Source organism: Halomonas sp. BM-2019, from assembly GCF_017584085.1.
Genome location: NZ_CP071922.1, coordinates 3,177,403 through 3,195,664, shown reverse-complemented (window position 1 = coordinate 3,195,664; position 18,262 = coordinate 3,177,403). Strand labels below are relative to the sequence as shown.

The 18,262-nt window shown below is 67.2% G+C and carries 13 protein-coding genes, 1 tRNA gene and 3 pseudogenes; 12 read left to right on the top strand and 5 right to left on the bottom strand.

Annotated features, from left to right (window positions below):
- The first annotated feature begins 135 nt into the window (after window positions 1-135).
- Entirely contained in the window at window positions 136-2,115 is a 1,980-nt protein-coding gene (locus tag J5F18_RS15920; RefSeq protein ID WP_346299532.1) for a diguanylate cyclase, read from the top strand.
- Between the two features lie 180 nt (window positions 2,116-2,295).
- Here J5F18_RS15920 and J5F18_RS15915 read toward each other — a convergent pair whose 3' ends face one another.
- The 3 genes from J5F18_RS15915 to J5F18_RS15905 all read right to left on the bottom strand — a co-directional run bounded on the left by J5F18_RS15915 (window position 2,296) and on the right by J5F18_RS15905 (window position 5,021).
- The gene (locus J5F18_RS15915; RefSeq protein WP_346299531.1) at window positions 2,296-3,639 is read right to left on the bottom strand and encodes an IS1182 family transposase; all 1,344 of its coding nucleotides are present in this window, start codon (window positions 3,637-3,639) and stop codon (window positions 2,296-2,298) included.
- Between the two features lie 81 nt (window positions 3,640-3,720).
- Window positions 3,721-4,419: an NYN domain-containing protein gene (locus J5F18_RS15910; protein ID WP_346299530.1), complete on the bottom strand. Its 699-nt coding sequence runs from the start codon at window positions 4,417-4,419 to the stop codon at window positions 3,721-3,723.
- Window positions 4,420-4,944: 525 nt separating this feature from the next.
- A tRNA-Arg gene (locus J5F18_RS15905) sits at window positions 4,945-5,021 on the bottom strand.
- A gap of 159 nt (window positions 5,022-5,180) precedes the next feature.
- Here J5F18_RS15905 and J5F18_RS15900 point away from each other — a divergent pair.
- The 5 genes from J5F18_RS15900 to J5F18_RS15880 are packed head-to-tail and all read left to right on the top strand — an operon-like array spanning window position 5,181 to window position 12,981.
- Window positions 5,181-6,428: an HlyD family efflux transporter periplasmic adaptor subunit gene (locus J5F18_RS15900; protein WP_346299529.1), complete on the top strand. Its 1,248-nt coding sequence runs from the start codon at window positions 5,181-5,183 to the stop codon at window positions 6,426-6,428.
- Window positions 6,425-9,559: an efflux RND transporter permease subunit gene (locus J5F18_RS15895; RefSeq protein ID WP_346299528.1), complete on the top strand. Its 3,135-nt coding sequence runs from the start codon at window positions 6,425-6,427 to the stop codon at window positions 9,557-9,559. The genes J5F18_RS15900 and J5F18_RS15895 overlap by 4 nt, the downstream gene beginning before the upstream one ends.
- A 46-nt stretch (window positions 9,560-9,605) precedes the next feature.
- Window positions 9,606-11,114 carry an amidase family protein gene (locus tag J5F18_RS15890; protein WP_346299527.1) on the top strand — a complete coding sequence of 503 codons (1,509 nt, stop codon included), beginning with the start codon at window positions 9,606-9,608 and terminating at the stop codon, window positions 11,112-11,114.
- On the top strand, window positions 11,114-11,920 hold the full coding sequence (locus tag J5F18_RS15885) for a methyltransferase domain-containing protein (protein WP_346299526.1): 807 nt from the start codon (window positions 11,114-11,116) through the stop codon (window positions 11,918-11,920). Before J5F18_RS15890 ends, J5F18_RS15885 begins: the two co-directional genes overlap by 1 nt.
- 38 nt (window positions 11,921-11,958) lie before the next feature.
- Window positions 11,959-12,981, top strand: coding sequence for a class I SAM-dependent methyltransferase (locus J5F18_RS15880; protein WP_346302256.1), 1,023 nt, complete (start codon window positions 11,959-11,961; stop codon window positions 12,979-12,981).
- A gap of 91 nt (window positions 12,982-13,072) precedes the next feature.
- Here the strand turns inward: J5F18_RS15880 and J5F18_RS15875 are convergent.
- Both J5F18_RS15875 and J5F18_RS15870 read right to left on the bottom strand, forming a co-directional pair.
- A pseudogene (locus tag J5F18_RS15875) lies at window positions 13,073-13,414 on the bottom strand (GreA/GreB family elongation factor); the annotation flags it as partial.
- 168 nt (window positions 13,415-13,582) lie between these two features.
- Window positions 13,583-14,575: an IS5 family transposase gene (locus J5F18_RS15870; RefSeq protein WP_346299525.1), complete on the bottom strand. Its 993-nt coding sequence runs from the start codon at window positions 14,573-14,575 to the stop codon at window positions 13,583-13,585.
- A gap of 3 nt (window positions 14,576-14,578) precedes the next feature.
- Between J5F18_RS15870 and gmtX the strand changes: the two genes are divergently transcribed.
- From gmtX to J5F18_RS15840, 6 genes and pseudogenes are all read left to right on the top strand, one after another.
- Window positions 14,579-15,022, top strand: a complete 444-nt coding sequence (gene gmtX, locus J5F18_RS15865) for a gamma-mobile-trio protein GmtX (RefSeq protein WP_346299524.1) — start codon at window positions 14,579-14,581, stop codon at window positions 15,020-15,022.
- Between the two features lie 7 nt (window positions 15,023-15,029).
- Entirely contained in the window at window positions 15,030-15,503 is a 474-nt protein-coding gene (gene greB, locus J5F18_RS15860) for a transcription elongation factor GreB (RefSeq protein ID WP_346299523.1), read from the top strand.
- Between the two features lie 30 nt (window positions 15,504-15,533).
- The gene (locus tag J5F18_RS15855; protein ID WP_346299522.1) at window positions 15,534-16,073 is read left to right on the top strand and encodes a BrxA family protein; all 540 of its coding nucleotides are present in this window, start codon (window positions 15,534-15,536) and stop codon (window positions 16,071-16,073) included.
- A gap of 182 nt (window positions 16,074-16,255) precedes the next feature.
- Window positions 16,256-16,636 (top strand): annotated as a pseudogene (locus J5F18_RS15850) (ISAs1 family transposase); the annotation flags it as partial.
- 686 nt (window positions 16,637-17,322) lie between these two features.
- On the top strand, window positions 17,323-17,799 hold the full coding sequence (locus J5F18_RS15845) for a hypothetical protein (protein ID WP_346299521.1): 477 nt from the start codon (window positions 17,323-17,325) through the stop codon (window positions 17,797-17,799).
- A gap of 97 nt (window positions 17,800-17,896) precedes the next feature.
- Window positions 17,897-18,262, top strand: a pseudogene (locus J5F18_RS15840) (ISAs1 family transposase); the annotation flags it as partial.

Here is an 18,262-nt window from a genome sequence, read left to right as displayed (position 1 = left end):
TCGCCGCCGGCTGAGCCGGGCCACCATCGACTCGATGGGCACTCCCCCCGCTCCCAGGCCGGTTAGGGGTGGCGGCGGCCGGTGTCCGGGATTCTCGGGAGGCGCCTCCGCGCTGCCCTGGTGCGGGGAGGTTCCTTGTCCGGCTGGTTGTCCATCTCCCTTCGTCTGCGCCTGCTGATCGGTATCGGCCTCGGCTGGCTGGTGCTGGTGGCGGCGCTGATCGGCTTCAGCAGCCTGAACGGCGGCGCCCTGGCGCGCCACGAGAACCTCGTGCACCTGGAGTACGAGGCGCAGCTGCTGGCGGACCAGCTCTCCCGGGAACTGGCGGAGCGCCAGCGGGTGATGGCGCGACTGGCCGAGCAGCTCGACATCGCCGACCCCGCCCTGGAAGCGCGGCTGCGCGACCAGCAGCCGCTGCTGGCGCTTTTCGACCGCCTGATGGTGTTCGACGCCGAGGGCCGTCCGGTGGCCGACTGGCCGCCCTTCCCCGGGGGTGGCCCGGCCATCGGCCAGCGCGACTACTTCCGTCACGTGAAGGCCTTCCGGCGCCCCCATGTCAGCGAGCCCTACCGCGGCGGCGAGACCGGCGTCGACCAGGTGATGGTGATCCATCCGCTGCTCGATGCGGCGGGCGGCTTCCTGGGCCTGGTGGGCGGCAACAGCAGCCTGCGGGACGGCGCGGCCTACCTCAACCTGCATGGACGCCGCCTGGGCGAGGCCGGGCACGTGATGCTCGCCACCGCCGACGGCCAGGTGATCAGCCACCCCGAGGAAGCCTGGCTGATGCGGCGCCTGCCGGGTGCCGACACCCACCCGCTGCTCGACCGGGCGCTGCTGGGCTGGCAGGGCGGCGGCGAGGGGCTGACGCTCGCCGGCGAGCCGGCCCTGGTCGCCTTTCGCCAGGTGTGGCCGGCCGGCTGGGTGGTGGCGGTCTATCTGCCGCTGGAGCAGTTCCAGGCGCCGATCCGCCGCTATGCCCGCGACCTGCGCTGGGTGGGGACCCTCAGCGTGGTCCTGATGCTGCCGCTGTTGTGGTGGCTGCTGGGGCTGGGGCTGGGGCCGCTGCATCGCCTGGAGCGCCAGATCGCCCGGGTGGGGCAGGGCAAGGCGCAGCGCCTGGAGCTGAACACCAACATGGTGGAGCTGACGCAGGTGGCCGAGGCCTTCAACCGGCTCGAGGCGAGCCGCCGCGAGGCGATGGAGTCGCTGGAGTCCCGCGAGGCCTTCCTGCAGGCCGTGCTGGCCTCCTCGCCGGTGGGCATGTTCCTGACCGACCTGCGTGGCCAGGTGACCTACCTCAACCCGGCGCTGACGCGCCTCTCCGGCATCGCACTGGCGGACTACCGGTCGCTGACCTGGCTGCGTCGGGTGCATCCGGAGGATCGCAGTGCCTTCCTGCTGGGCTGGCGCGATGCGCTGGCCCGGGGCGGGGCCCTGAGCCAGCTCTACCGTTTCCGCACCCCCGACGGCGAGTGGCGCTGGCTGGAGGTATACGGCAGCCGGGTGAGCGGGGTCGGCCGGGGGCTGGGCTATGTGGGGCTGGTGCAGGACATCACCGAACGCCACGAGCGGGAGCGGCGCCAGCGCTGGGAGGCGGAGCACGATGCCCTCACCGGCTGCCTCAACCGGCGCGGTTTCGCCCGGCGGCTGGCGGCGGCCTGCGAGCGGTCGCGGCGCCGGGCGGACCATCCCCTGGCCCTGGTGATGCTCGACCTGGACCGCTTCAAGGTGGTCAACGACAGCGCGGGCCATGTCGCCGGCGACCGCCTGCTGCAGGCGGTGGCGGAAGCGCTGGGCGAGGCGGTGCGTGACGAGGATGCGGTGGCGCGCCTGGGTGGGGACGAGTTCGCCCTCCTGCTGGCCGCGTCGCCGCCCGAGACGGCCTGCGAGGTGGCCGAGCGGATCCGCCGTCGCTTGGTCGGGCTGGCCTTCGAGCACGAGGGCCGGGTGTTCCGCATCAGCGCCAGCCTCGGCGTGGCGATGTTCGAGGGCGAGGAGGGCGACAGCGACCGGGCGCTGATGGAGCGCGCCGACCGCGCCAGCTACCTGGCCAAGTCGGGCGGGCGCAACCGGGTGGTGATGGCGGAGGAGGCCACCAGCGATCTGACTCGCTGATCCCCCGAGCAGGCTCAGAACCGCAGCGGGTTGGGCCAGCAAGACCGCAGCTCAGCGCCGGATACATCGATAAGGAAGGAGTCCCCAGTCGCCCGAAGCGGCGAAACCCCGGTTCAGGAAGCGTAACGGCCACCGCGGCGAGTCGCCGGGTGGCCGTCGTGTCGATTCCTGGCGCCCCCTTCAGGATTCGAACCTGAGACCTTCCCCTTTGGAGGGGGCCAAGCACCATTCCCCACTGACGTTGTCGAGACCGCGCAGCGAGAACTGCCGGAACCCCATCACGTGCTTGATGATGCCGAAGACCGGTTCCACCGTATGCTTGCGCAGTGCATAGAGCGCGCGTCCCGCCCGGGTCTTCAGGCGGTGCGCCATCTGCTCGACGGGCCCGGCACTCTCCGGTGCCGGTGGATCCGCCGCAAAGCGCTCGAATACCGGGAGGTGGTGGACATCTCGCTTCATGGCAAACAAGGGCTCGATGCCATGCTCCTGGCAAGCCTCGACATTGGCCGCGCTGAAGTAGCCCGTGTCGGCCAGCAGGCAGCGGGGGCGCCCCAGTGCCTCGGGATAGCCCTGCCAGGCGGTCAATAAGGGCATGACCTGCTGTTTGTCGTTGGTCGCCTGGGTAACATGCACGTGGGTCACCAGCAGGGTGTCGGTATCCACCGCGGCCTGGGCGTTATAGCACTGGTCGAAGGCCTTGCCGGTCACCGGCATGATGCGCGACTGCGGGTCGGTGAGGTTGACCTGATCCTTGTCGCGGGGGCCGCCTGTGGGTGGCTCGGGATCCCGCCCGCGGGGCTTTTTCCCCGCCTTCCGCTGCGCCTCGCGTCGCGCCACCTTTTCCTGATGGGCGGCTTGCTCGACAGCGTCCCGCTCCTCGGCCCGCGCTTCGATCTTGGCCTTGGCCTCGGCGATCGCCGCCAGGCGCTGTTCGCGTCGGGCAATCTCCGCCGGGATATCCATGCCATCGGCGGCGTCATCCCGATCCGCGGACTCGGCCCGCTGGGTCAGCGCCTTCACCTCGGCCTTGAGCTGCGCTTCCAACTTCTTGGCATGGCCATACGACAGCGCCTTGTGCTTGCTGGCGTTGGCCTTGAGCTTGGTGCCATCCAGCGCGATGCTACCGAGCTTGAGCAGTTTCATCTCGCGGGCCAGCAATAGCACCTGGACGAACAGTTGCTCCAGCTCGGGCAGGAAGCGCCGCCGGAAGGTGGCCAGCGTGTCATGGTCGGGATGGGTGTTGGCGGCCAGATAGCGGAACGCCACCGAGTCATAGGTGGCCCGCTCGATCTTGCGGCTGGAATACACCCCGGTGGCGTAGCCGTAGACCAGCAGGCTCAGCAACACCGCCGGGTGATGGGCCTTATGTCCCCGACCGGCGTACCGCCGCGTCAGCGCGGAGAGGTCCAGCTGCTCGACGACATCCACCACGAAGCGCGCCAGGTGGTCATCGGGCAGCCACTCGTCCACGGAAGGCGGCAGAAGATAGTCGGTCTGGCGGTCAACGGGGATGAAGCGGCTCATGGCGACGTTCCGGTGGTGGTGGCAGGAGCGAGTATCTCACGACGTTATCGAAAACCCGACAGGCTGCTAGGAAGCACTCCCTTACTGCTTTGCTTTCTCAACCGGTTTAGGTTTCGGGCAGGTGGTTCTCAGACCGTCGATGTGCTCATGCAAACCGGCTGGAATTTGCTGCCACATCGGGTCCAGCACGAAGTCGATTCCCTCTCTCCGTGCAATCTTCGCAGCAGGGACGAAGTCAGCGTCGCCAGCGATCAGCACGATCTGGTCGACCTGCTTCTTTAGCGTCAATGAGGTCACGTCGACGCCGATCCGCATATCGACGCCTTTCTGCCTCGTGTCGACCTGAACGTCGTTCTCATCCAGGTCCTCGAACTTGGCTTGGCCCTTGAGCAGTTTCCGTATGACCTGCGGTTTGATTGTCCACTGGGCGTCTTCTGACAAGTGGCCGAGTCGAACAGCGAGCTTTCGCTTGCTCAGAAGCGCAGAGTGTAGCTCGGAGCGGAATCGCGCCTCATTCGTATTTGAGAAGTCGATTGCTTTCTTGGTGATTGGGTTGTGCATCTTCTTGACCAAGGGAGGGCAGTCGTAGAAGAAGATCCGATAGAGGTCGCGGCGGCGGTTGGCGTGTCGTGAACGCTTGCCGTTACCGTCGTGGAGGTGACTGACAGCCCATCGGTGCAGGCAATCAGCAGCCCGCTGCGCATCGTAGGCGTTGTCGGGCTCTATCCGGCGGAAGCGCTTGATGAAGTAAGCGCCGTCCACAAGTATCGCTGTTGGCACGCTTCGTTCTCCAGAAACGAAAACGCCCCAGGGCTCGGCGCATCCCAGGATGGGCGGGATGGCTTACTGCCAGGGGCGTGGATGACCGAATCATAGGATCAGGCAGGGTGAGTGTCAAGATCGCCTGAGTCGCGCCCTTGCCTTGAACGTCTTCCACTGAATCGATCCGAGATCGACCTCGGGATAGGCAACCGCCTCGACAATATCTCGCAGAAAGCCCAAGTGCTGGCCTCGTCCATAGCGCGACGTCATCGGCCCGTTGGCATGACCGAGTATCCAGCGGATGTCATCGTCACGGATGGTCTCACCGTTGGGCAGCTTCCCCCCGCGCAACGTCAGCAAGTTTTGGCCGGAATGAGGGGAGCGAGCTGCTTGTGCTGTCGCCACGTTGGTCGAAAAGGGGCATGCGGTAAAGCTAACGCTTGGCTAAGGTAGCGCTACTTAATCTAGGGGGCGGGGCAGGGGGCGGAGGTGGTTTTTCTGAGCTTTTGCGCCAGGCTTGTGGTGCTAAGCTCTTGAAAACTCTGGCGCCCCCTTCAGGATTCGAACCTGAGACCTTCCCCTTAGGAGGGGGACGCTCTATCCAGCTGAGCTAAGGGGGCGACGCGGTGCGCATTATAGGGAAAGTCGCCGGTGAGTGAAACCGTGCCGGGGGCAGGAATCGCGCTGCGTTACCTTGCCGCAGCGTTGGCCTCGGCCGTTCGTTGCCCGCCGTTAGCGGCGTATAGTAGACCCTGCTAATCACCGGCACGGACCTCCCCATGCTCAAGCGCCTGCTACCGCTGTTGATCCTCGCCCTCGGCATCGCCGGCTTCATGGCCCTGCGCCTGACGCGCCCGGAGCCGCCGCCGGCCGTGCCCCAGGAGCGCAGCTGGCGCGTCGAGGCGCTGACGGTGGCCCACGCCGAGCACGTGCCGGTGCTGCCGCTGTTCGGCGAGCTGGTGGCGCCGGAGCGGGTCAGCCTGGTGGCGCCCATCGCCGCCCGGGTGGCCGAGCGTCCGGTGCGCGACGGCCAGCGGGTCGACGCGGGCACGCTGCTGGTGGCCCTGGATGACGCCGACCTGCTGCCGCCGCTGCGCCAGGCCGAGGCGGAGGTGGCGGACCTGGAGGCCCAGGTGGCCAACGAGCGCCTGCGCCACGACAACGACCGCCGGGCCCTGGAGGGTGAGCGAGAGCTTCTGGCCAGCGCCAACCGCCAGCTGGAGCGCAACCGCTCGCTGGTGGAGCGCAACCTGGCTTCCCAGGCGGACCTCGACGCCGCCCGCGACGCCGTGGCCCGGGCCCGACTCAGCGTGACCACCCGGGAGAGCGCGCTGGCCGAACACCCCACGCGCCTGGCCAGTCTGGAGGCGCGGCTGGCCCGCGCCCGGGCGACGCGGGACACCGCCCAGCGCGACCGGGAGCGCGGCCGGGTGCTGGCGCCCTTCGCGGGGGTGGTGACCAATGTAGAGGTGGCCCCGGGTGACCAGGTGGCGGCGCGGGCGCCGCTGCTCTCGCTCTATCCCGCCGAGGGGCTGGAGCTGCGCGCCCGGGTGCCGAGCCGCTACCAGGCCGAGCTGGCGGAGCGCCTGGAGCACGGCGAGCCCCTGGTGGCCACCGCCGAGGAGGGCGGTCAGCGCTTCGTGCTCCAGCGCCTGGCCGGCGACAGCGACCCCGCCGGCACCGAGGCGATCCTCGCCCTCGATGGCCCGGCCGCCGGGCTGCGCCCGGGGGCGCTGGTGGCGGTGCTGCTGGAGCGCCCGGCGGTGGCGAATGCCCTGGCGGTGCCCTTCAGCGCCCTGCACGGCAGCGACCTGCTCTACCGCATCGATGAGGACGCACGGCTCGAGCGCCAGCGGGTCGAGCGCCTGGGCGAGACCCGGGGCCCCGACGGCGAGCGCTGGCAGCTGGTGCGGGCCCCGGGGCTGGCCGAGGGCGATCGGGTGATCGCCACCCACCTGCCCAACGCCATGCAGGGGCTCAGGGTCGAAGTGGCCGAGATCCCGGCCGTCGAGGGGGCGCACCGGTGAGGCGGCGTGGCGGGCTGATCGGCTTCTTCGTCCACCACCGGGTGGCCGCCAACCTGGTGATGCTGGTGATGCTGCTGGGCGGGGCGCTGGGCATCGCCCGCATGAACATCCAGTTCTTCCCCACCTTCGCCCTGGACGTGGTCAGCGTGCGGGTGGTGTGGAGCGGTGCCTCCGCCGAGGACATCGAGCAGGGCATCACCAACCCCCTGGAGCAGCGCCTGCGCAGCCTCGATGGCCTCAAGCGCATGACCTCCACCTCGGCCCAGGGCATTGCCAATATCACCCTGGAGTTTCACGAGGGCACCGACCCGGTGCTGGCCCTGGACGACGTGCGCCAGCAGGTGGACAGCTTCACCAATCTGCCGGCGGACGCCGAGACGCCCGAGGTGTCGCGCCTGGCCCGCTTTGAACCGGTGGCGAGGCTGCTGGTCCACGGCGACCTGGCGCCCCAGGAGCTGCGTCAGCTGGCCCAGCGCTTCGAGGACGAGCTGCTGTTCGCTGGCATCGATCGGGTGGAGATTACCGGGCTTCCGGCCCAGCAGATCAGCATCGAGGTGCCCGCAGAGCGCCTGCAGGGGCTCGGGCTATCGCTGGGGGAGATCGCCGAGCGGGTGGAGGGGATGTCCCGGGACCTGCCGGCGGGCCTGCTGGGCCAGCGCGACAGCGCCCGGGAGCTGCGCTCGCTGCAGCAGCGGCGCGACGCCCTGGGCTTCGAGGACCTGCCCATTCTCAGCGGCGACCGGGTGCAGCTGCGCCTGGGGGATATCGCCACCGTGCGCCAGGAGCCCAGGGAAGGGCAGGTAGAGCTCGCCTACCGCGGGCACCCGGCGGCGGAGCTGGTGCTGCAGCGCGCCGAGGCGGGCAACTCCCTGGCCGCCGCCCGGGTGCTGGACGACTGGCTGACCGAGGTGCGCCCGACCCTGCCGCCAAGCGTCGAGCTCGAGGTCTATGACGAGTCCTGGCAGCTGATCGACGAGCGCATCTCGCTGCTGCTGGTGAACGGCGCCAGCGGCCTGCTGCTGGTGGTGATCCTGCTCTACTTCTTCCTGCCGGCCCGGGTGGCGCTGTGGGTGGCCATCGGCATTCCCACCGCCTTCATGGCGGCCCTGGGGGTGTTCTGGGGCATCGGCGGCTCCATCAACATGATGTCGCTGTTCGCGCTGATCATGGCGCTCGGGGTGATCGTCGACGACGCCATCGTGGTGGGCGAGGACGCCGACGCCCACTACCGCGCCGGAGAGGCGCCGCGCCACGCCTCGGCGGGGGCCGCGCGGCGCATGCTGTGGCCGGTGGTGGCCTCGTCGCTGACCACGGTGGCGGCCTTCATGCCGCTGCTGATGGTGGGCGGGGTGATCGGCAACATCCTCGGCGATATCCCGATCATCATGATCTGCGTGCTGATCGCCTCCCTGCTCGAGTGCTTCGTGGTGCTGCCGGCCCACCTGCGCAACGCCTTCGTGCCACGGGCGAGGGCGCCCCGCCTGGGCGGCATCGCCCGGCTGCGCGAGGGCTTCGAGGTGCGCTTCGACGCCTTCCGCCAGGGCCCCTTCCGGCGCTTCTCGGCGCTCACCCTGCGCCATCGCGGCGCCACCCTGGCCTGCGCCCTGGCGCTTACCCTGGTCACCGCGGGGCTGCTGGCCGGCGGACGGCTCGGCTTCACCTTCTTCCCGTCGCCGGAGTCCAGCGTGGTCTATGCCAACGCCGGCTTCGTGGCCGGCACCGACCGGGCCAAGGTGGCCGCCTTCGTCGACCACCTCCAGGCGACCCTGGAGGAGACCGACCGCGAGCTGGGCGGCGGCCTGGTCAAGCTGGCGGTGTCGCGCTACGGCACCACCCTGGAGGGCGGCTCCCCCGGGCGCAGCGCCGACGAGGTGGGCTCGCTGATGATCGAGCTGATCTCGCCGGATGACCGCGAGGTGCGCAATGCCGCCTTCATCCGCGCCTGGCGCGAGCGCATCGCGCTGCCGGCCGGGCTCGATGCCCTCAGCATCACCGAGCGCGCCGCCGGGCCGCCGGGGCGCGACATCAACGTGCGCCTCACCGGCGAGGATGCCCTGGCGCTGCGCCTGGCCGCCGACACCCTGGCCCAGGCGATGTCCGGCCTCTCCGGGGTGCTCGACACCGAGGACGACATGCCCTGGGGGCGCGAGCAGCTGGTCTACCGGGTCAACGCCTACGGCGAGGCGCTGGGCCTGACCACCGCCGAGCTGGGCCGCCAGCTGCGTACCGCCTTCGACGGCCAGGTTGTGCAGATCCACCAGGCCGGGGCCGACGAGATCGAGGTGCGGGTGCAGCTGCCCCGCGAGCAGCGCGAGCGCCTCGCCACCCTCTCCGGCCTGGCGGTGCGCCTGCCGGACGCCCGCCAGGTGCCGCTGACCCAGGTGATGGAGCTGGACCACCGCCAGGGCTTCGAGGCGCTGCGCCACGCCGACGGCCAGCTGGCGGTGGAGGTCACCGCCGAGCTCGATACCGCCGTCACCTCCGCGGAGCAGGTGCGGGAGAGCCTCTCGGCGGAGCTGCTGCCGGCCCTGGCCCGGGACCACCACCTGCACTACAGCTTCGAAGGGCGCGCCGCCGACCAGCGCGAGACCCTGGCCGACATGCGCCTCGGCCTGCTGGTGGGGTTGGGGCTGATGTACGGGGTGCTGACCTGGGTGTTCGCCTCCTGGAGCCTGCCGCTGATCGTGATGGCGATCATTCCCTTCTCGCTGGTGGGGGCGCTGCTGGGCCACTGGGCGATGGGCATCGACCTGACCATCCTCTCGCTCTTCGGCCTCTTCGGGCTCTCCGGCATCGTGGTCAACAACGCCATCATCCTGGTGAGCTTCTACCGCGAGCAGCGCGAACGCGGGCTGGCCATCGACGAGGCGCTCAACGAGGCGGTGGTGCAGCGGGTGCGGGCGGTGCTGCTCACCTCGCTGACCACCATCGGCGGGCTTCTGCCGCTGCTCTTCGAGACCTCGCTGCAGGCGCAGTTCCTGATCCCCATGGCCACCTCCATCGCCTTCGGCCTGGGCGGTTCGACCCTGCTGGTGCTGCTGGTGACGCCGGCGCTGCTCTCCTGGCTGGAGCACGGCCGCGAGCGGCTGGCGCGGCGACGGGGCGTGGTAAGCGCGCCGGCAGAGGGGTAGGCTGGAGCGGCACCCGGTGAGGGAACCACGGCGAGGGAGGGCGGGAATGGAGGTTCGCGACTATCGTGCCCAGGACGGACTGGGCCTGGCGGCGCTGATCCGCGCCGGCGAGGTGAGCGCAGGCGAGGTCTTCTCCGCCGCCTGCGCGGCCATCGAGGCCGACAACCCCGCGCTGGGCGCGGTGGTGCGCACCCGCTTCGCGCAGGCCCGCGAGGAGGGGCGTGGCAGCGACCCCGCCGCCCCCTTCGCCGGGGTGCCCACCCTGACCAAGGACCTGCTGATGGCCATCGGCGGCGAGCCGCTGGCCTTCGGCAGTGCCGCCCTGGCGGAGTGGCGCGCCCCCGAGGACTCGAGCCTGGTGACGCGGCTGCGCGAGGCCGGCCTCGCGATCCTCGGCCAGACCGCCACCCCGGAGCTGGGGCTGATGGGCATCACCGAGCCTCGCGCCTTTCCCCACCCGGTCAATCCCTGGGCGCCCGAGTGCTCCCCCGGCGGCTCCAGCGGCGGGGCGGCCGCCGCGGTGGCCGGCGGCCTGGTGCCCCTGGCCCTGGCCGGCGACGGCGGCGGCTCGATCCGCATCCCGGCCAGCCACTGCGGGCTCTTTGGCCTCAAGCCCTCTCGCGGGCGGGTGCCCCTGGGCCCCATGTTCGGCGAGGTGTGGCAGGGGGCGGTGGTGGAGCACGCCCTGACCCGCAGCGTGCGCGACAGCGCCGCGCTGCTCGATGCCATCAACGGCATGGACGCGGGCAGCCCCTGGCCGCTGCCCCGGGAGGCGGGCTTCCTGGCCGCCCTGGCGCGACCGCCCGCGCCGCTGCGGGTGGCGGTGTCGCTGGGCGAGCCGCTGGGGGCCGCGCTGGGTACCCGCCTGGACCCCGAGGTGCGGCTGGCCGTGGAGCAGGCCGCCGAGCGGCTGGCGGGGCTGGGCCACCATGTGGAGTGGGCCGACCCGCCGGTGTGTGGCGGGGAGCTGGCCGACAGCTACCTGACCCTCTACCTGGGCCACCTGGCGGCGGACCTGGCCTGGATCAGCGAGCAGACCGAGGTGCCGGTGCCGAGACTCGACATCGAGCCGGCCACCCGGGCCATCGGCCGCCTGGGCCGCTGCCTGCCGGCCCGGGACTACGAGGCCGCCAAGCGCCACTGGAACCGGGTGGCCCGGGACATGGCGGCCTTCCACCTTCGCTTCGACCTGCTGCTGATGCCGGTGGCCGCCACCCCGGCGCCGCGCCGCGGCGACCTCTACCCGACGCCCGCCCGGGAGCGGCTGATGGCACTATTGGCGATTCCCGGGGCCTCCCGGCTGGCCCTCAAGGCTGGCCTCCTCAAGCGCCTGGCCGCCGACTCGCTGCGCCTGACCCCCTTCACCCAGCTGGCCAACCTGACCGGCCAGCCGGCCATGTCGCTGCCCCTGCACATCACCCCCGAGGGGCTGCCGGTGGGGGTGCAGGTGGTGGGACCCATGGGCGACGAGCGCCGCCTGCTGGCCCTGGCGGCGCAGCTGGAGGCCGAGGTGAAGTGGGCCCGCCATCTGCCGCGGTCGATCGGAAGGGGATAATGGCCGGCGATCGCTACTTCGACGGCCTGGCCGACAAGTTTGCGGTGAGCCTCTACGGGGGCGCCCGGGGCGAGCTGCGCCTGGCGTTGCTCGACCAGCTGCTGCCGGAGCTGCTCGCGCTGCGCGGCCAGCCGGTGCTCGACGTGGGCGGCGGGCTGGGCCAGTTGGCCGGCTGGTTCGCGGGGCGCGGTCACGCCGTGACCCTGGTCGAGCCCTCCGGCGAGATGCTGGCCCGCGCCCGCGAGTCCCTGGTGGGCCAGCCGGTGACCTTCACCCAGGCGCCGCTGCAGGCGCTGCCCGAGGCGGCGCCGGGGCCCTGGTCGCTGATCGTCTGCCATGCGGTGCTGGAGTGGCTGGCCGACCCGCGCGCGGCCCTGGCCACCCTGGCCGGCCAACTGGCGCCGGGCGGGCAGCTCTCGCTGATGGTCTTCAACCGCGACGCCCTGCGCTTCTCCAACGTGGTCAAGGGCAACCTGGAGAAGGCCCTGGCCGACCGCCTGGAGGGCAAGGGAAGGCGCCTGCGCCTGACGCCGATCTCGCCGCTGACCCACGCCCAGGTCGAGGCCTGGAGCGCCGAGCTGGGCCTGGCGATCCGCGGCGTGGCCGGCATCCGCGTCTTCCACGACTACCTGCGCCGCCCGCCGGAGCGCGACGACGACCGCGCGGCGCTGCTGGCGCTGGAGCGGCGCTATTGCCGGGTCGATCCCCACTGGCGCCTGGGGCGCTACCTGCTCTACACCCTGGCGCGCCCGGACCCTTTATCTGCCACCACCACCCCTGCCATCCACAAGGAGCCCGACGCGTGACCCACCAGACCCTAGACGCCCGAGCGAGCGACGCCCGGATGCCCACCTGCCAGCTGCTGGCGCGCCAGGACGCCGACTACCGCGGCTGGTGGTGGGTGGCCCCGCCCCGGGACCCCTGGCTGGAGGCGGGGGAGGGCACGGCGATCAGCGCCGATCTGGCCCTGCGCGCCGCCTGGCGGGCGGTCGGCCGTCCGGCGCACTCCCCCTTTGACGCCCCGTCGGTGAGCGACCACGGAGCCCCCGGGGGGGCCGTGCTGTTCTGGCCCAAGAGCCACGCCCTGGGGGAGTGGTGGCTGCTGTGGCTCTGCGCCATCCTGCCCGAGGGCACGCCGCTGCAGCTGGTGGGGGAGAACCAGGGCGGCATCAAGCGGGTGCTCAAGGTGCTGGCCGCCCTCGGGCTGGGCTCTCGCAAGCTCGACAGCGCCCGGCGCTGCTCGCTCTTCGAGACCCGGCTGGGGCGGACGGCGATCGACCCGGACGCCGCCTGGACCACCTTCGCGGCCGAGCTGGGCGAGGAGCGGATCGCGCTGGCCAGCCATCCCGGGGTGTTCGGCCACGGCAAGCTGGACGACGGCACCCGGCTGCTGCTGGAGACGCTGCCCGACGCGCTGCCGGCAGGGGAGAGGCTCGGCGATGTTCTAGGCGATGTTCTAGACATGGGCTGCGGCGACGGCATCCTGGCCGCCTGGCTGGCGCGCCGCGGGGCGCGGGTCACGGCGGTGGACGTCAACGCCTTCGCGGTGGAGGCGACCCGGCGGACCCTGGCGGCCAACGGCCTGGCGGGGGAGGCGGTCGAGAGCGACGTCTACTCGGCGCTGGCCGGGCGCACCTTCGATGCCATCGTCAGCAACCCGCCGTTCCACCAGGAGCGCGCCATCGACTATGGCCCCGCGGCGCGGCTGATCCTGGATGCGCCGGCACACCTGAAGCCCGGCGGGCAGCTGCTTCTCGTGGCCAACGCCTTCCTGCCCTACCCGGACCGGCTGGAGCGCGCCTTCGGCGGCTTCGAGCTCCTCGCCGACGACCGGCGCTTCCGGGTCTACCGGGCGGTCAAGCGCTGATCAGCGGAACAGGAATCGCGCGATAAATCGCGCTCCTACGGCGCATGTAGGAGCCCGATTTATCGGGCGATCTGATCGGGCGATGGCTGGCCTATTTACCGAGGTCGCGATAGGCGATCTCGGTGATCACATAGGTGGTCTCGCCGCCTGGGGCGGCCACCGTGACCTCCTCGTCCAGGGGCTTGCCGAGCAGGGCCCTGGCCAGCGGCGAGTCGACGCTGATCCAGCGCTTGGCCGGGTCGATCTCGTCGTGGCCGACGAGGCGAATCCTCATCTCCTCACCCTCCTCGTCCTCCAGGGTCACGAAGGCGCCGAAGTAGACCCTGCCGGTATCCGCCGGCAGGCGATCCACCACCGTCAGCTCGTCGAGCCGCTTGGTCAGGTAGCGGATCCGGGCGATCACCCGGTTGAGCTCCTTCTTGTTGTAGGTGTAAAAGAACCCCTTTCTTCGAATACTATTCCTAAGGAACCGCTGATCAATTCGTCCCTGAGTGGATGAACTGCTCAGGGCGGCACATTCACCGCCTCAACGGTCACTTTATGACCACCGAAGGTGGCCTGTTTACCCTGGCAGCCGGATAACCCGGCTGCCAGGCCAGATTCAAGGCGCACTGGCCCCGTCGACTTGGCCCTCGCATCGTGTTGCCAGCACCAGATTGCCGAGAGCAAACAGGGTGAACAGCTGCGCCTGATTCTTAGCCAGCCCTTTGTAGCGAACCTTCCGGTAGCCGAAGAGGTTCTTGATGACATGAAACGGATGCTCGACCTTGGCGCGAATGCTGGCCTTGGCCTTCTCGAATGCCAGCAGCAGCGTTTTCATGGGACTGTCTTCCATCTTCTTGAGGGTACCACGCTTGGCGGCGACACAGCACCGGGAATCCGGGGCATCCTTCTCTTCGTCCAGGTACTTCCACATGCCGGTGTAACCCGCGTCGCCGTATACCCGCTTGTCATCGTCCCGGACCAAGTGGCCGGCCATGGTGACATCGGCGACGTTGGCCGAGGTGGCGGCGACACTGTGGGTCAGCCCGGTGACCGCATCGACACCGATATGGGCCTTCATGTAATACTGCTTGCCCTTCCGGGTCTGCTTCATCTCCGGATCACGTTGCTTGGCCTTGTTCTTGGTGGAAGGGGCGGCCGCCACGATGGTGGCGTCGACGATGGTACCCTCGCGCATGAACAGGCCCTGCTCGGCCAAGTGGGTGTTGATCTCCTCGAAGATCCGCTGGGTCAGGGCATGCTTCTCCAGCAGATGACGGAAACGCAGCAGTGTGGTCGCGTCTGGCACGCTCTCGATGGCCAGGTCGATGCCCACGAAATCGCGCATCGCCTGGCTGTCGTAGATGGCATCCTCCAGCGCCTCATCGGCGAGGGCATACCACTGCTGGAGGAAGTAGATGCGCAGCATGCGCTCCAGGCCGATTGGCGGTCGACCCCGCTTGCCCGCCGCGTTCGGGAAGTAGGCCGGCGACAGCGCGTCGATCAGCCGCTGCCAAGGCACCAAGGCCTCCATCTGGGTCAGGAACCTCTCGCGGCGGGTAACCTTCTTCTTGTTCTGGTGCTCTGCCTGGGCGAAGGAGATCTGCTTCATCGGATGGCTCTGTCAGCGGGTGTTGGACAGGTCAGATTCTACCCCGCCGGTGGCCACGAGGCTGCTCTGGCGGGATTTGTGCAGCGTTTCCTTAAGCGTCCCTCACCAAGTGGTGATGACTGGGTAGAGGAGATTGCGAGTGCTAAACATAAGCTTCTTGTTAGATCGTTTCTTTCCGATCTCAAGAATGCTGAAAACAAGCTCAATGAAATTATTCCTCCGGGTAGTAGAATAGACGTATACGATCATAGGTCACAGCAAGCGGGCGAGGAAGAGAAGCTCTCCCAGCAGGAGAGAAGAGCGCTGGAATATCTGATATCCAATGAGTTTGTTGGTAAGTGGAATTTTCGCGCTACTGAGTTTGGTGAGGTTGTGGGTGAGGGTGGTCAGGTGGTGTTCAAAGCTGCTACAATTGATGCTATTAAAAAGGCTCTAAATAACTTGTAGGTCAGCTATGAAGAATCCACTTGTAACAAGAGAGGGCTATGAAAGCCTGAAAGAAGAGCTTGACTATCTTTGGCGGGTGGAGAGGAGAGAGGTTACAGCTAAGGTGACATGGGCGGCCGGTCTAGGCGATAGGTCGGAAAATGCAGATTATCAGTATAACAAGAAAAGACTTAGGGAAATTGATAGGCGGGTCAGGTATCTCCGGAAAAGACTGGATGAGCTTAAGGTGGTTGATTATCATCCGGATCAAGCGGGTAAGATTTATTTTGGCGCCCACGTGGTGCTTGTTGGTGACGATGGCAGGGAGATGAAGTTTCGGATTGTAGGTGTTGACGAGATTTATGGAAAACAGGGCTATGTTTCAATTAATTCGCCTGCGGCTAAAGCCTGTTTAGGTAAAGAAATCGATGATGAAGTGGAGATAGTAACTCCGGATGGGCGGAAGCTATGGTATGTTGAAAGCTTTTCTTATAGCAGATGATCCTTTTAAGGCTTTTATCTACGAGTCCTTGTGAATATTATCAGCCATAACTTCCACTACAACTTCGACCTCATCGGCGGCTCGCTCATGGTCCGCGAGAGCCGCATCGTGGCGGAGCTGCTGCTGGCCGGCGTCGATGACGCGGCCTGGAAGGCGGCCATTCTCGACAAGAATCGCCTCCAGAAGGCGCGGCCGGCCACGGCCAGGCGCAGGCGATCCGCAAACGGCTTATACGGCTTCCTGCGCCGTTCTGGGGGGGCGTTGAGTGAAGAAGATGACCAGCTGGCCACCCAGGTGGCGTTCTGTGCGGCGCTGGCCCGCAACCTGCTGCTGGTGGAATTCCTGGAAACGGTGGTGGCCGGTGCCGTCGTGACCCAGGCCGAGCGCCTTGAGCCCTACCAGTGGGATGATTTTCTTGCCGACCGTGCCTATCGTGATCCCGCCATTACCGGGTGGACGGCGTCCTCTAGACGAAAGATGGGGCAGGTGGCCTTTCGCATGTTATCCGAAGTAGGCTTACTGGATAATGCGCGTAGCCGCCGGCTGCAGCCGCTGACGTTGACAGCCTGACGTGGTGGAACTGCTCGGACGCCACCACCAGATGCGGCTGCTGGACTGCCTGACGCTCCTGGGAGCGCGTTGAACGCTATGGCAGGGAAAATGTACGACAAACCGCTCTACGACGGGGCTTGTAGGGCAATCGAAATCCGCCTACCGTGAAACGCTAATGCATTTTTTCACGGATGGCCCTCATGCTGACACCTTCATTGATGCACCATTTATCGATCATTCCTGACTTCCGTCAGGCCTGGAAAATCCGCCATCAGCTGTCAGATATCCTGTTCCTGACGGTCTGTGCGGTAATCTGTGGTGCGGAGGGTTGGGAGGAGATAGAGGATTTTGGGCACGCGAAGCTCGGCTTTCTCCGCCAGTACGGCGATTTTTCAGAGGGCGTGCCCAGCCATGACACCCTGGCTCGCGTCATGGCGCTGATCAACGCCACTCAGCTACAGGAGGCCTTTGCCGACTGGATGAAGGCCTGTCATGAGGCCACGGATAGGGCAGTGGTGGCGATTGATGGCAAAACGCTGCGTGGCTCCTATTGCCGAGGAAAGGACAAGGCTGCCATACACAGTGCGCCAGGCGAAGCCTGGTCATCCGGGAAACCGCTGTACGAGGTGGAAAGGATGAGACGAAACCTAGTGGGTGAAAGTCCCACCCGGCCAAGGGTAGCCGCCAGCCGGTAGCGAGCCTTGCGCGGCGCTGGGCAACCATCGTCGTGAAGCGTAGGCAGCGAGTGTACAGGCCGTGTGATTGAGCACCGAAATGCGCGTATTGCGGTCGCCGACGGCGTTGTGGAACCGGAAGGCAATACGAACTCACTGTATCCGGCTTGGTGAGCAAGGACCGCCGGTGTCAGAGAGCAGGGCATGTGCACACAGGGGTTTCCCAGGAACCTGGGAGGCCCACCTTTCTCCCCCGAAAGGCAAGGTATCAGGTATGGGGCTGCCTGCTCCGAAAGCTCCCGGTCTGGTGCTGTCGTGTCTGACGGTAACAGAAGCGAATCTACAGGCACTCAGGGGGTACGGCCAGGCGATCACAAGGAGCCAGCCGGACGGAAAGGTGGGAGTCGGAGTCGCTCATAGTACCGAAGAAGGTGGGGAACCGGCTCGACGGGACCCGCTGGAGGGAAGGGGCGACCAACCATCAGAACCGCGAGAGGGAAACATGGCAGGTACACAGGAACCTGTGTCCATGTACACGTCACAATTGCGGATAGCAGCGCCTGGCGTTCAGCAATGAAGCCGATGCCCGCAAGGTGCTGGAGGTACTGCCCAAGCGCTTCGCGCGTTACGGCCTGACCCTGCACCCGACCAAGACCCGGCTGGTGCGGTTCCGGCCGCTACCAGGACAGCGTGCCGAAACCTTCGACTTTCTGGGTTTTACCCACTACTGGGGAAAATCCCGCCAAGGAAAGCTGATTGTTAAACGGAAAACTGCCAAGGGGCGGCTGCGGCGTGGTCTCAAGCGCATTGCGCTGTGGTGCCAGCGGTACCGCCACCTGCCGGTGCGTGAGCAGCATAGGCTGTTGACAAACAAGGTTCGAGGTCATAACGCATATTTCGGAATTCGTGGGAACATGCGTGCACTGCAACTTTTTCGAAGAGAAGCGGAAAAAATATGGATCAAATGGCTCTGCCGTCGATCCCAGAAGGCATCATTTTCATGGGATAAGGCCAATCAGCTACTTGCTCTGCTACCATTGCCATACGCTCGAATAGTTCACCAGTGCTGAGTCTTCAGCGAATCTGATGGTTGAGGAGCCGAGTGCGCTAATCGTGCATGCTCGGATCTGTGGGGGGCCGGGTCGAGCAATCGCCCGGTCTACCCGACTGGTCAGTGCCTTCAGTACCGCCAACAACGGTGTGGTGCTGGGTCAGATCAAGATGGACGAGAAGAGCAACGAAATTACCGCGATTCCTGAGCTGATGAAGCTACTGGATCTCCACGGCTGCTTGGTCACCATTGATGCCATGGGCTGCCAGAAAAAGATCGCCCAAACGATCCGCCAACAAGGTGCTGACTACCTATTGTCGGTGAAGGAGAACCAGCCGAAGTTGGCCGCCGCCTTCGAGGAAGCCTTTCCGATGAATGTGATCGCCAACTACCCCGGTGATTCCTATGTCACGGTAGAGAAGAACCGGGGAAGGGAAGAGTCAAGGTATCACGTGGTAAGCGATGTAACCTCAGAGTTTCAA